The sequence below is a fragment of the Paractinoplanes bogorensis genome (assembly GCF_018829635.1).
GTDB lineage: Bacteria > Actinomycetota > Actinomycetes > Mycobacteriales > Micromonosporaceae > Actinoplanes > Actinoplanes bogorensis.
Window position 1 is genome coordinate 387,714 of record NZ_JAHKKG010000003.1, and the last position, 15,546, is coordinate 403,259.

At 72.8% G+C, this 15,546-nt stretch carries 1 protein-coding gene (cut by a window edge); it reads left to right on the plus strand.

The features are described 5' to 3' along the window. Positions 1-15,524: the 3' portion of a type I polyketide synthase gene (locus KOI35_RS10060; protein ID WP_215785886.1), read on the plus strand. Its footprint begins 11,731 nt before the window's first position; 15,524 of the gene's 27,255 nt are visible here — the last part of the coding sequence; its start codon lies beyond the left edge, outside the window; its stop codon occupies positions 15,522-15,524. Positions 15,525-15,546 lie beyond the last annotated feature (22 nt).

Consider the following 15,546-nt stretch of genomic DNA (forward strand, 5'->3'; position numbering starts at 1 on the left):
CCGGTCACTCGATCGGTGAGATCGCGGCCGCCCATGTCGCCGGTGTCATGTCGCTCGAGGACGCGTGCACGCTGGTCGCTGCCCGCGCCCGCCTGATGCAGGCCCTGCCCGCCGGCGGGGCGATGGTGGCGATCCAAGCCGCCGAGTCGGACATTTCACTTACTCCGGGCGTGTCGCTCGCGGCGGTCAACGGCCCTCACGCAGTCGTGATCTCCGGCGCGTCGGATGAAGTGGAAGCGATCGCGGCCCGGTTCGAGAAGACCAAGCGCCTCACGGTCAGCCACGCCTTCCACTCGGTTCTGATGGAGCCGATGCTGGAGGACTTCCGGGCCGCCATCGAGGGGCTCACTTTCCACCCGCCGCAGATCCCGGTCGTGTCCACCGGTGACATCACCACGGTCGACTACTGGGTGAACCACGTCCGCGACACCGTCCGTTTCGCCGACAACATGGCCCGCCTGGACGGCGCCAAGTTCCTCGAACTGGGCCCGGACGCGGTGCTCGCCGGCCTGGTCGAGGGCGGCATCCCCGCTATGCGCCGCGACCGCGACGAGGTGAAGACCTTCCTGGCCGCGCTGGCCCGCCTCCATGTCACCGGTGTCCCGGTCGACTGGTCCGCGCTGATCACCGGCCGCAAGATCACCCTTCCCACGTACGCCTTCCAGCACGAGCCCTTCTGGCTGGAGGCCACGATCGCCGCCGACCCGGCCGCGCTCGGCATGACGGCGGTCGACCACCCGTTGCTCGGCGCGGCGGTCTGGTCCCCCGGCGGCGGCGCAACCTTCACCGGCCGCCTCACCCGCTCGGCCCAGCCCTGGATCGCCGACCACGCCATCCTCGGCACGGTTCTGCTGCCCGGCGCCGCGTTCGCCGAGCTGGCCCTGCGCGCGGGCGCCGAAGCCGGCTGTCCGACGCTGGACGAGCTGACCCTGGCCGCCCCGCTGGTGCTGGCCGACGAGCCCCTGCAGCTTCAGGTGATCGTGGGCGCCCGGGCCGACGACGGCCGCCGCCCGGTCGCCATCCACAGCGGTGGCGGCCAGACCTGGGTCCAGCACGCCGCGGGCTTCCTGTCAGCTTCTCCCGCGGCCACGTTCGACCTGAGCGAATGGCCCCCGGCCGACGCTTCCCCGCTGGTCGTCGACTACGCGGACATCGCCACCCGCGGCTTCGCCTACGGACCCGCCTTCCAGGGGCTTTCCCAGGCCTGGGTACGCGGCGACGACCTCTACGCCGAGGTGACCCTGCCCGATGCGGCGGCCCCGTCCGGCTACGGCATCCATCCCGCGCTGCTCGACGCCGCGCTGCATGCCACGATCCTGCGCAACACCGAGGACTCCACGTCGATCCCGTTCGCGTGGAACGAGGTCGCCCTGCACGCGGTGGGCGCGACGACCGTACGGGTGCACCTCCGCCGGAACGGCGATCGCGAGCTGTCCCTGCGGGTGGCCGACCCGACCGGCCGCCCGGTGCTGTCGATCGGCTCGCTGATCGGTCGCGAGGTGTCGTCCGGCCAGTTGAGCGCTGCGCCGCTGTATGGCATCGACTGGCGCCGCATCACGGTCACGCCTGTGGACAACGCGGGCGGCACCGTCGCTGGGGTTGTGGACAACTCGGCCGCCGAGCTTGACAGCGCGCTAGTGTCCTCTGCTACCCGGGTGGGCGGGGGAGGCGGTGGCTCTCCGAAGATCATCAACTGCGAAACACCGCACGGCGACGTCCCGACGGCGGTCCGCGCGCTCCTGGCCGACGTGCTGGACCGGCTCCAGAAAACCGAGCCGCTGATCGTCGTCACCAGGAGCGGGGATGTCGTTCAGGCTCCGGTCTGGGGCCTGGTCCGCGCGGCACAGGCGGAATTCCCGGGCCGGTTCACGCTGGTCGAGACGGATGGCTCGGAGAACGACGCCCTGCTGGCCGGCATTGCTGCGGCGAACGAGCCGGAAGCCAGAGTCAGCCACGGCGAGGTCTACGTCCCGCGCCTGCACCAGACGGCGAGCGACACCCCGGAGCCGATCGAGTTCGACCCCGAGGGCACGGTCCTCATCACGGGTGGCACGGGTGGCATCGGTGCGGTCGTCGCCCGGCACCTCGCCGGGAACGGGGCCAAGCTGCTGCTGGTGTCGCGCCGGGGCCTCGACGCGCCAGGGGCAAGGGAGCTGGCGGCGGAAATCGGCGCCGACGTCAAGGCGTGCGACGTCACCGACCGGGCCGCGCTCGCGGAACTCGTCGACAGCATCGGCAACCTGACCGGCATCGTGCACGCGGCGGGCATCGGGGACAACGGTGTGCTGGCGAGCATGACGCCGGAACGTTTCGACACCGTGCTCAAGGCCAAGGCCGACGCCGCCTGGTGGCTGCACGAGCTCACCGAGGACCGGGATCTCCAGGCGTTTGTGATGTTCTCGTCGGCCGGCGGCATGGTGCTGACGGCCGGACAGGCGAACTACGCGGCGGCCAACGTTTTCCTGGACGGCCTGGCGGCGTACCGGAAGGAACGTGGTCTCAAAGCCACGGCCATCGCCTTCTCCCTCTGGGATGTGGGCGCGGGCTTCAGCGTCGAACTCGGCGAGGTGGACCGGCGGCGGATGGCCACCCAGGGGCTTCCGGTGATCGGCGCCGACGAGGGTCTCGCCATGTTCACGGCCGCCCTGGCCTCACCGCGTTCGACCGTCGTGCCTATCAAGGTGGACACGGCGGCCCTGCAAGCCCGGGCCGACCTGGTCCCGGCCCTGCTACGCGACCTGGTGCCGGCGAGGCGGAGCCTGGCCAAGGCCGCCGAGAAGCAGGCCCCGGATGTGGACATCCTGGAACTGGTCCGCAGCAAGGTCGCGGCCGTCCTGGGCCACCGCAGCGGCGCCGACATCGATCCCGAGCGGGCCTTCCGCGAGATCGGCTTCGACTCGCTGGCCGCGGTCGAGCTGCGCAACCAGCTCGCCGAGGCGACCGGGCGCACGCTGCCGGCCACGCTCGTCTTCGACTACCCGACGCCGGCCGTCCTCGCGGCGCACCTGGCGGGCGCAGCCGACAAGAAAGCCGCGCCGACAAAACCGAAGATCGACGACGACCCGATCGCCATCGTGGGCATGGCCTGCCGCTTCCCGGGCGGTGTCACCACGCCGGAAGAGCTGTGGCAGCTGCTGCTCGACGGCACCGACGCGATCACCGAGTTCCCGGACAACCGCGGCTGGGACCTCGACGCCCTCTACGACGCCGACCCCGACCACGCGGGCACGAGCTACACCCGGTCGGGCGGCTTCCTGCATGACGCCGGTGACTTCGATCCGGCCTTCTTCGGCATGTCGCCGCGCGAGGCGGTGGCCACCGACGCACAGCAGCGGATGCTCCTCGAGACCACGTGGGAGGCCCTGGAGCGCGCGGGCATCGACCCGCGATCGCTGCGCGGCAGCCAGACCGGCGTCTTCACCGGCATCATGTACAACGACTACCACCTGCTGCTGGGCGACGAGTTCGAGGGCGCGAACATCACCGGCAGCTCGCCCAGTGTGGCCTCCGGCCGTCTCTCGTACGTGTTCGGCCTCGAAGGCCCGGCCATGACAGTCGACACGGCCTGTTCGTCGTCGCTCGTCACTCTGCACCTGGCCGCGTCCGCGCTGCGCCAGGGGGAGTGCGACCTCGCGCTGGCCGGCGGCGTGAGCATCATGTCGACGCCGCGCACCTTCGTGGAGTTCTCGCGGCAGCGCGCTCTCTCGGGCGACGGCCGGTGCAAGGCGTTCTCGGACGACGCCGACGGCACCGGGTGGAGCGAAGGCGCGGGCCTGCTCGTCCTGGAGCGGCTCTCCGACGCCCGGCGCAACGGCCACCACGTGCTCGCCGTGGTGAAGGGTTCGGCGGTCAACCAGGACGGCGCGTCCAACGGGCTGACCGCCCCCAACGGGCCGTCCCAGCAGCGGGTCATCCAGCAGGCCCTGGCCAGCGCCGGGCTCAGCACCGGCGACGTGGACGTGGTCGAGGCGCACGGCACCGGCACCACGCTCGGTGACCCGATCGAGGCCCAGGCGCTGCTGGCCACGTATGGGCAGGAGAGGGAAACGCCCCTGCTGCTCGGGTCGATCAAGTCGAACATCGGGCACACCCAGGCCGCGGCCGGTGTCGCCGGTGTCATCAAAATGGTCCTCGCGCTCGGCCACCAGGCCCTGCCGCCGACCCTGCACGCCGAGACCCCGTCGTCGCATGTGGACTGGACGGCCGGCGCCCTCGATCTGCTCACCGAGCGCCGTGACTGGCCGTCGACCGGCCGCCCCCGCCGCGCGGGTGTCTCGTCGTTCGGTGTGAGCGGCACGAACGCCCATGTCATCCTGGAACAGGCCCCGGAAACTACGGAAAAAGCCGACGTCACGACGCCGGGCGTCACGCCGTTGATCGTCACCGCCCGCTCGGCCGAAGCTCTGAAAGCGCAGGCCGCGCGACTGGTGCCACTGGCCGACCAGCAGAACGATCTCGGTTGGTCCCTTCTCACCACCCGCGGTCTCCTCGAGCACCGGGCCGTGGTCTTCGACGTGGACGGCCTGCGCGACCTCGACAACGCCATCACCGGCGTAGCCACCCCCCTCGGCCGTACGGTGTTCGTCTACCCGGGCCAGGGCTCGCAGTGGGCCGGCATGGGCCGCGAACTGCTCGACACCTCACCGGTCTTCGCCGCCCGCGCCGAGGAGTGCGCCGAGGCCCTGCGGAACTACGTCGACTGGGACCTGATCGACGTGCTGCGCAACGGCACGATGCTCGACCGGGTCGACGTGGTGCAGCCCGCCCTGTGGGCCGTCATGGTCGCCCTCACCGAGGTGTGGCGCTCGCTCGGCGTCGAACCGGCCGCCGTCATCGGCCACTCCCAGGGCGAGATCGCCGCCGCCACCGCCTCCGGCGCGCTCAGCCTGGACGACGGCGCCCGCATCGTCGCCCTGCGCAGCATCGCGGTCGCCGGTGACCTGGCCGGGCTCGGCGGCATGATGTCGGTCGCGCTCGGCGCCGACGACGTCCGGCCGCGCCTGGACGAGCGGGCCGGCATCGCGGGCATCAACGGACCCCGCTCCACAGTGGTCTCCGGCTCGCCCGACGCGCTCGACGAGCTCACCGAACAGTTGGTGGCCGAGGGCGTCCGCGTCCGCCGCATCCCGGTCGACTACGCGTCGCACTCGCCGCAGGTCGAACTGATCCGTGAACGTGTGCTGGCCGACCTGGCTCCGATCACGCCGCGCTCGACGGACATCCCGTTCTACTCGACGGTCACCGCCGAGCCGATCGACACCGCCGGGCTCGACGCCGGCTACTGGTACGCCAACCTGCGCCAGACGGTCCTGTTCGAGCGCGCGACCCGCAAGCTCATCGAGGACGGCTACAGCGTCTTCGTCGAGCCGAGCGCCCACCCGACCCAGACCGTCGGTATCGAGCAGACCCTCGAGTCGGCGGGCGTCGACGGTGTCGTCACCGGCACCCTGCGCCGCGAGGAGGGCGGCCTGCTCCGCCTGCTGACCAGCGCCGCCACCGTCTTCGTGCGGGGCGTGCCGGTCGACTGGGCGAGCCTGTTCACCGGTTCCGGTCGCAGGATCGACCTTCCCACGTACGCCTTCCAGCGCCGCTACTACTGGCCCGAGCCCTCGGCCACCACCGCCCACGGCGCCGCCGAGCCGGTCGACGCCGAGTTCTGGAACCTGGTCGACGCGGGCGAACTGGGCACCGCCCTGGACCTCGACGGCGACGTGGCCGCCACGCTGACCCCGGCCCTGGCCGAGTGGCGGGACCAGCGCCGCCGCCGGGCCGCCGGGGACGCGCTGCGCTACACCGACAAGTGGAAGCCGGTCACCGTGACCGGCGCCCTCACCGGCGAGTGGGCCGTGCTGCTGCCGGCGGAGCCCGCGGACTGGATGCTCGCGGTGGTCGAAGGCCTCGAGACAACGGAGAGCGCGACCAACGTGCTGTCCTTCTCTGGCGCCCCGGACGCACCCGAGGGAGCCGCGGTCTGGCGCATCACCCGCGGGGCGGTCTCGATCGGCCGCGGCGACCAGGTCATCGATCCGGAGCAGGCCGCCGACTGGGGCCGCACCTGGACCGGCCTGATCGACCTGCCCGAGACGATCGATGCCCGTACGCTCGAGCGCCTCGCCGCTGTGCTCGACGGCCCCGAGGACCAGGTGGCCATTCGCGCCGCCGGTGTCTTCGGCCGTCGCATCGTGCACGCCCCGGCCGCGACCGGCCGCCACCGCCTCAGCGGGACCGTCCTCGTGGGCGGCGACGTCGACGACCGGATCACCGAGTGGGCCCGCGCGGCGGGTGCCGAGCAGGTGGTGACGGACGGGCGCGCCGACACCGTCGTCCTGTTCGCCACCGACGCCGTCGACGCGGCCCGCAACGACGGCCGTGCGCGGATGCTGCGCGGCCAGGGCGTGCCGGCCCTGTCCGTGACGTGGGACGGCCCTCAGAATGCCGACGCCGTGCTCGGCGCGCTCGACGCCGACCTGACCACCGTGAGCATCACCGACATCGACTGGACCACGTTCGCCCCGGCCTTCGCGGCCACCCGCCGCAGCAACCTGCTCGCCGACCTGCCCGAGGCGGTCGCCGCCCTGGCCGAGCCGACTATTGAACAAACGGGCGAGGTGCAGCTGACCCCGGCCGACATCCTCGGCCTGGTCCGCACCGAGGCGGCCCGCTGCCTCGGCTACGACAGCCCGGACGCGCTGCCGACCGGCATCTCGTTCCGCGACCTCGGCTTCGACTCGGCCGGTGCCGTCGACATGCGCAACCGTCTGCGCCGCCTCACCGGCGTCAACCTGGCCGCGACCGTCGTCTTCGACTACCCCGAGCCCGAGTTGCTGGCGGCGCACCTGAGTGCCGAGCTGTTCGGCGAGGTGAAGGAACAGCGGGCGGCGACGAGCCAGGTGACGACGAACGACCCGATCGTCATCGTCGGCATGGCCTGCCACTACCCCGGTGGCGTGGGCTCGCCCGAGGACCTGTGGCAGCTCGTCGCCGACGGCCGCGACGCCATCACCGAGGTGCCCGCCAACCGCGGCTGGGACCTCGACGCGGTCGCCACGGCCACCCGCCACGGCGGCTGGCTGACCGACCTGGCCGACTTCGACGCGGAGTTCTTCGGCATCTCGCCGCGCGAGGCCGTGTCGATGGACCCGCAGCACCGCCTGCTGATGGAGACCACCTGGGACGCCATGGAGCGGGCCGGCGTCGCGCCGACCTCACTGCGCGGCAGCCGTACGGGCGTGTTCATGGGCACCAACGGCCAGGACTACTCGGATCTCAAGGTGAACGCCGGGGCGAACGCCGACGCGTACGCGCTGACCTCGACCATCGCCAGCGTGCTGGCCGGGCGTATCTCCTACCTGGCCGGTCTCGAGGGCCCGGCGATGGCGATCGACACGGCCTGCTCGTCGTCGCTGGTCGCCATCCACCTCGCGGCCCAGTCGCTGCGCGGCGGCGAATGCGACCTGGCCCTGGCCGGTGGTGTCTCGGCGATGTCGACGCCGGGCGCACTGGCCGCGTTCACCGCGCAGGGCGGCCTCTCGACGGACGGCCGGTGCAAGTCGTTCTCGGAGGACGCGGACGGCACCGGCTGGAGCGAGGGCGCCGGCGTCCTCGTGCTCGAACGGCTCTCCGACGCCCAGCGCAACGGCCACCACATCCTGGCCGTGGTCAAGGGCTCGGCGGTCAACCAGGACGGCGCGTCCAACGGCCTCACCGCCCCGAGCGGCCCGGCCCAGCAGCGCGTCATCCGGCAGGCCCTGGCCAACGCCGGGCTCGTCACCAAGGACGTCGACGCGGTCGAGGCGCACGGCACCGGCACCCGCCTCGGTGACCCGATCGAAGCCCAGGCGCTGCTGGCCACGTACGGGCAGGACCGGGACGTTCCGCTGCTGCTCGGCTCGCTCAAGTCCAACCTCGGGCACGCGCAGGCCGCCGCCGGTGTCGCCGGTGTCATCAAAATGGTGATGGCGATGCGGAACGGCGTCGCCCCGCGCACCCTGCACCTGGGCACGCCGACCCCGGCCGTCGACTGGACGTCCGGCGCGATCCAGCTGCTTGCCGACGCGGCCGAGTGGCCCGAAACCGGCCGCGCTCGTCGTGCCGCCGTCTCGTCGTTCGGCGTGAGCGGCACGAACGCGCACTTGATCCTGGAGCAAGGCCCGGCCGAAGCGCTGGAGAAGTCCGCCGAGGGACCGGCCATCTGGCCGGTCGCCGCCAAGTCGGCCGCCGCTCTGGACGCCCAGCTCGACCGGATCAAGGTCCTTGACGCGAACCCGGTCGACGTCGGCTTCTCACTGGCCACGACACGTTCCGCGTACGAGCACCGCGCCGTCCTCCTCGACGGCGTCGAGCTGGCCCGCGGCGCCGCGCCCGTGACCCGTACGGTGGCCATGCTCTTCTCCGGTCAGGGCAGCCAGCGCCTCGGCATGGGCCGCGAGCTCTACGCCCGCTTCCCGGTCTTCGCCGACGCCCTCGACGAGGCCCTGGCTCGCCTCGACCCGGCCCTGCGCGACGTGATGTGGGGCGACGACGCCGACGCCCTCAATCGCACCGAGTGGACCCAGTCGGCGCTGTTCGCCATCGAGGTCGCCCTCTTCCGGCTCGTCGAGTCGTGGGGCGTGCGGCCGGACGCGGTCGGCGGCCACTCGATCGGCGAGATCGCCGCCGCCCACGTGGCCGGCGTGCTCACCCTCGACGACGCCTGCACGCTCGTCACCGCGCGCGGCCGGATGATGCAGGCACTGCCCGCGGGCGGCGCGATGGTCGCCCTGCAGGCCACCGAGGACGAGGTAACGCCGCTGCTCAGCGACGTTGTCGACATCGCCGCGGTGAACGGGCCGAACGCGGTCGTGGTCTCCGGCGAGGAGGCTGCGGTCGCGGCGATCGAGACCGAAATGCGCACCCGCGGCCGGAAGACTAGCCGTTTGCGAGTGAGCCATGCATTTCACTCACCACTGATGGAACCGATGCTCGACGACTTCCGCGCGGTGGTGAACGGACTCTCGTTCGCCCGTCCCACCGTGCCCGTCGTCGCATCCGGTGACGTCACGACCACGGAATACTGGGTCCGCCACGTGCGGGACGCCGTGCGCTTCGCCGACACGGTCACCAAGTTGGCCGAGCGGCGTGCGGTCCTGTTCGAGCTGGGCCCCGACGGCGTCCTGTCCGCGCTGGCCGAGGGCTGCGTCCCGGCCCTGCGCAAGGACCGCGACGAGGAGTCCACGCTGCTCACGGCGCTGGCCCGCCTGTTCGTGGCGGGGGTGCCGGTCGACTTCTCCGGTGTGTTCACCGAGGCGAAAAAGATCGACCTTCCCACGTACGCCTTCCAGCGCCGCCGCTACTGGCCTGAGATCGCGGTCAGCGACTCCCTGCGCTTCCGTGAGACGTGGCGCCCGGTCAACCCGGCCGGCGCGTTGACCGGCCGGTGGCTGTCCGTCGGCGGTTCTATCCCCGGCACTCTCTCCGTGGAGACCGACGGCCTGGACCGGGCCGCCCTGGCCGCTCAACTGGCCGCGGCGGGCCCGGCCGACGGGATCGTCTCGATGCTCGACGTGCTCGGCACGACCGCGCTCCTCCAGGCGATCGGCGACGCCGGCCTCACCGCCAAGCTCTGGGCCGTCACGTCCGGTGCGGTCGCGGTCGGCGGCGAGCCGGTCGACCCCGCCCGTACGGGCATCTGGGGTCTCGGCCGGGTCGCGGCGCTCGAGATGCCGCAGCTCTGGGGCGGCCTGATCGACCTCGCCGCCGATGCCGACCCGGCCCGCGTGGCCGCGGTGCTCGCGGGGGACGAGGACGAGGTCGCCGTCCGCGCCGACGGCGTCTACGCCCGCCGCGTGGTGCCGGTCGCCGGCGGCAACCGCGAGGAGTGGACGCCGGCCGGAACGGTCCTGATCACCGGTGGCACCGGCGCCCTCGGCGCGGCCGTCGCCCGTGACCTGGCCGCCCGCGGCGCCGACAAGCTGCTGCTGGTCAGCCGCCGGGGCCTCGACGCGCCCGGCGCGGCCGAACTGGCGGCCGAACTGCCGACGGCCGAGATCGTCGCCTGCGACGTGGCCGATCGCGACGCCCTGACCGCCCTGCTCGCCGAGCATCCGGTCGACGCGGTGGTCCACACGGCCGGCGTTCTCGACGACGGGCTGCTCGACGGCATGACCCCGGCCCGCTTCGACACCGTCTACCGGGCCAAGGTCGGCGCGGCCCTCCTGCTCGACGAACTGCTGCCCGACGTGGACGCGTTCGTACTGTTCTCGTCGATGGCGGGCGCGGTCGGCAACCCCGGCCAGGCCAACTACGCGGCGGCCAACGCGGTGCTCGACGGCATCGCCCAGCGTCGCCGGGCGGCGGGCCGGGCGGGCACCTCGATCGCCTGGGGCGCCTGGTCCGGCGGCGGCATGGCCGCGGGCACCGGCATTCAGGCCATGAACCCGGAGAAGGCCCTGACGGCGCTGCGCCGCTCGGTCGCCGAGCCCGAGCCCACGGTCCTGGTCGCCGACCTGCGTCGCAAGGAGCTGCTGACCGCTCTGCTCACCGCCCGGCCGAGCCGGGTGCTGAGCGAGCTGCCTGAGGCCCGTACGGTCATGGACGAGGTCACGACGGCCCGCGGTGGCGGCGCCGCCGAACTCGACCGGCGACTGGCCGGCCGGGCCTCCGCCGAGCGCCAGTCCGTCCTGCTCGGCGTGGTGCTCGACAGCGTGGCGGCGGTGCTCGGCTACGCCGACGCCACGGCCGTCGGCCCCGACAAGGCGTTCCGTGACCTCGGCTTCGACTCGCTCACCTCGGTCGAGCTGCGCAACCGGATCGGCACCGCGACCGGACGGGCCCTGCCCGCCGGTGTGGTGTTCGACCACCCGACGCCGCGGGCGCTCGCCGCGTTCCTGACCGGCGAGCAGGAGGAGACCGAGACGGTCGCCGAGGGCATCGTCGACGAGCCGATCGCCGTCGTCGGCATGGCCTGCCAGTTCCCCGGCGGCGTGCGCTCGCCCGAGGACTTCTGGCAGCTGCTGGTCGACGGCAAGGACGCGATGGGCCCGTTCCCGGCCGACCGCGGCTGGGACCTCGACCGGCTCACCGCCGAGAGCGCCACCACGTCCGGCGGCTTCCTCGACGGGCAGGCCGAGTTCGACCCGGCGTTCTTCGGGATCAGCCCGCGCGAGGCCCTGCTCATGGACCCGCAGCAGCGCCTGCTCCTGCAGACGTCGTGGGAGGCGTTCGAGCGGGCCGGCATCGACCCGCAGGGGCTGCGCGGCAGCCGTACGGGCGTCTTCGTCGGCACCAACGGCCAGGACTACGCGAGCATGCTGCTCGAGGCCGGACAGGACAACGAGAGCCACGTGCTCACCGGCCTGGCCGCCAGCGTCATCTCCGGCCGCCTCTCCTACACGTTCGGGCTCGAGGGCCCGGCCATGACCGTCGACACCGCCTGCTCGGCCTCCCTGGTCGCGCTGCACCTGGCAGCCCAGGCCCTGCGGCAGGGGGAGTGCTCGCTCGCCCTGGCCGGTGGCGCGACCGTGCTGGCCAGCCCGCGCTCGTTCTACCTGCTCACCCAGCAGGGGGCGCTGCCGGCCGACGGACGTACGAAGGCCTTCTCCGACTCGGCCGACGGCACGGGCTGGAGCGAGGGCGTCGGCATGATCGTGCTGGAACGCCTCTCCGACGCCCAGAAGCACGGGCACAACGTGCTCGCGGTCATCAAGGGCTCGGCGGTCAACCAGGACGGTGCGTCCAACGGGCTCACCGCCCCCAGCGGTCCGTCCCAGCAGCGGGTCATCCGGCAGGCTCTGGCCAACGCGGGTCTGCAGACCTCCGATGTGGACGCGATCGAGGCGCACGGCACCGGCACCAAGCTCGGTGACCCGATCGAGGCCGGGGCGCTCCTGGCCACGTACGGGAAGGACCGTGCCTCCGACGCGCCGCTGCTGCTCGGCTCGCTCAAGTCGAACATCGGCCACACCCAGGCGGCCGCCGGCGTCGCGGGCGTCATCAAGATGGTCCTCGCGCTGCAGCACGGCATGCTGCCGCCGACCCTGCACGCCGAAGAGCCGTCGAGCCACATCGACTGGACGACCGGCGCGCTGCGGCTCGTGCACGACGCCACCCCGTGGCCCGCGCTCGACCGGCCCCGCCGCGGCGGTGTCTCGTCGTTCGGCCTGAGCGGCACCAACGCCCACGTCCTGCTGGAGCAGGCCGCTGTGGCCGACCCTCCGGCGGAGGTGGAAGCGCCGCCAGTCGTGCCGTTCGTGCTGTCGGCCAAGTCGGCGTCGTCGCTGCGCGGTCAGGCCGCACGGCTCGCCCCGCTGACCGGCGCGCCGGTCGACATCGCGCACTCGCTGCTCACCACGCGCTCGCTGTTCGACCACCGCGCGGTCGTGTTCGACGCGGACGGCCTGAACGACCTGGACAACGCGATCACCGGCGAGGTGACCACGTCGGGCAAGACGGTGTTCGTCTTCCCGGGCCAGGGCTCGCAGTGGATCGGCATGGGCCGCGAACTGCTCGACACGTCGCCGGTGTTCGCCGCGAAGATCGACGAATGTGCGGCCGCCCTTTCCCCGTACGTGGAATGGGACCTGCACGACGTGCTGCGCGGCATCGAGGGCCCGATCCCGCTCGACCGGGTCGACGTGGTGCAGCCCGCGCTCTGGGCCGTGCTCGTCGCGGTCGCCGAGGTCTGGCGCTCGCTCGGTGTCGAGCCGGACGCGGTCATCGGTCACTCCCAGGGCGAGATCGCCGCGGCCACTGTCGCGGGCGGCCTCACCGTCGCCGACGGCGGCATGATCATCGCGTTGCGCAGCCTCATCGCGCTCGACGCGCTCGACGGCGTCGGCAGCCTTGTCTCGGTGTCGCTGTCGCCTTCGGAGACGGCCGAGCGGGTCGCGAAATGGCCCGCCCTGCAGGTCGCGGCGTTCAACTCGCCGTCGTCCTCGGTGGTCTCGGGCCCGGTCGAGGAACTGACCGAACTGCAGGCCGACCTGCATGCCGACGGGGTACGCCACCGCCGGATCCCGGCCGCCTTCGCCTCGCACTCGCCGGCCGTCGAGGTCATTCGCGAGCGCGTTCTCGAGGCGTTCGCCCCGGCGCGGCCGCGCAGCTCGGAGATCCCGTTCTACTCGACGGTCACGGCCGGGCTGCTCGACACCGCCGAGCTCGACGCCGCCTACTGGTACAGCAACCTGCGCCAGACCGTGCAGTTCGAGCAGACCCTGCGCCTGCTGGTCGAGAACGGCCACCGCACCTTCATCGAGCCGAGCGCGCACCCGGTCATGACCAGCGCGGTCGAACAGATCCTGGAAGCGGCCGAGGTCGAGGGCGTCGTTCTGGGCTCGCTCAAGCGTGACAAGGGCGGCCTGACCCAGCTGTTCACCATGGCCGCGACCGGTTTCGTGCGCGGCCTGCCGGTCGACTGGAACCGGGTCGTGCCGGCGGGGCGGCGGGTTTCCCTTCCCACGTACGCGTTCCAGCGCCAGCTGTTCTGGCCGGAGATCGAGCACGCGTCGCCCACCACGGGTGACGCCGCCGACGCCGCGTTCTGGGAGGTCGTGCAGAACGGCGAGCTCGGCCTGGACGAGGGCGCGGTCCGCACGCTGATGTCGTGGCGCGACCGCAAGCGGGACGACGCGACGACCGACGGCTGGCGCTACCGCGATTCCTGGATTCCCGTACGGCCGCAGATCGCCCCCACGGGCCGCTGGCTCGTCGCGGTGCCTTCGGGGGTTGAGGCGCCGGAGATCGTGGCCGCGCTGGGCGCTACCCGGTTCGAGGTTCCCGCGGACATCGACCGCATGACCCTCGCGGCCCTGCTGCCGTCCGACGTGGACGGTGTGGTCAGCCTGCTCGGAATGGTCGCGGGCCTTGACGGCGCCGTGCCGCACGCGCTCACCGCGAACGTGCAGCTCGTCCAGGCTCTGGGCGACGCCGGGATCGACGCGCCGATCTGGGTCGCCACCCAGGGCGGCGTGTCGACGCGCGACGACGACCCGGTCACCAACCCCGAACAGACCACGGTCTGGGGCTGGGGCCGCGTCGCCGCCCTCGAGATCCCGCAGCGCTGGGGCGGCCTGATCGACCTGCCCGCCGTCATCGACGAGGCAGCGGCCGAGCGGCTCGCCGGCGTCCTGTCCGGCGACGAGGACCAGCTCGCGATCCGGGTCTCGGGCGTCGTCGCCCGCCGCCTGGTGAGCGCGCCGGCCACGCCGGGCGACCACGTCGACGGCTTCCGCACGAGCGGCACGGTGCTCATCACCGGCGGCACGGGCGGCATCGGCGGCATGCTCGCGCGCTGGGCCATCGAGCGCGGCGCCGAGCACTTGCTGCTCGCCGGCCGCCGCGGCCTGGAAGCCCCGGGCGCGGCCGAACTCGCGGCCAAGCTCAAGGCGAGTGGCGCCGACGTCACGATCGCGGCCGTCGACGTGGCCGACCGCGACGCGCTGGCCGCGCTGCTGGCGACGGTGCCCGAGGACCGGCCGCTGCGCGCGGTCATCCACGCGGCCGGGGTCAGCCACGGCGACGCCCCGGTCGGCGAGATCACCCACGCGCAGCTTGACGGGCTGATGCAGGCCAAGCTCACGGCCGCCCGGCACCTGCACGACCTCACAACCGACCTGCCGCTGGACGCGTTCGTCATGTTCAGCTCGGGCGCGGCGAGCTGGGGCAGCAGCGGGCAGGGCGGTTACGCGGCCGGCAATGCGTTTGCCGACGGCCTGGCCTCGTACCGGAAATCGCTCGGTCTGCCCGCCACCTCGCTCGCCTGGGGCACGTGGGGCGGCGTGGGCATGGCGACCGACGAGCGGATCCTGGAGCACCTGCTCAAGCGCGGCGTCGACGTCATGGACCCGAACCTGGCGATCGGCGTGCTGCAGCGGGCCATCGAGGACGGTCGCACCACGCTGACCGTCACGAACATGGACTGGGCCAAGTTCGCCCCGGCGTTCACGGCCAGCCGGCCCAGCCCGCTGCTGTCGGACATCCCGGCCGTACGGGCGGCGCTCGTGGTGGCCGAGCCCGCGGCTGATTCCGACGAATCGGTGCTGGTGCGCAAGCTGGCCGGTCTGTCGGCGGCCGAGGCGACCCGGGTGCTGCTGTCGGCCGTCCGGACCGAGGCGGCGGCCGTGCTCGGCCTGGAGAGCGCGGACGAGATGGGCGCCACCAAGGCGTTCCGCGACCTCGGCTTCGACTCGGTGACCGCGGTCGAACTGCGCAACCGGCTCCGCAAGCTGACCGGCCGCACACTGCCGGCCGCGCTCGTCTTCGACTACCCGACGCCGCGCGAACTCGCCGAGTACCTGCGCGGCGAGCTGGCGCCGGACGCCGGTGGGGCCGCGGCCGCGGACGACCCGGACGCCGAGATCCGGGCCGCCCTGGCCGCGATCCCGATCAGCAAGCTGCGCCGCGCGGGCCTGCTCGAGATGGTGCTCGAACTCGGCAACGCGGACGAGAAGACGAACGACGCGGAGGACGCCGGTGACGGCGAGGCCTCCATCGACGACATGGACGCGGCCAGCCTCCTGCGGCTGGCCATTGAAGGCACGACGGACTGACCGGGGAGCGAAGGACAGCGGA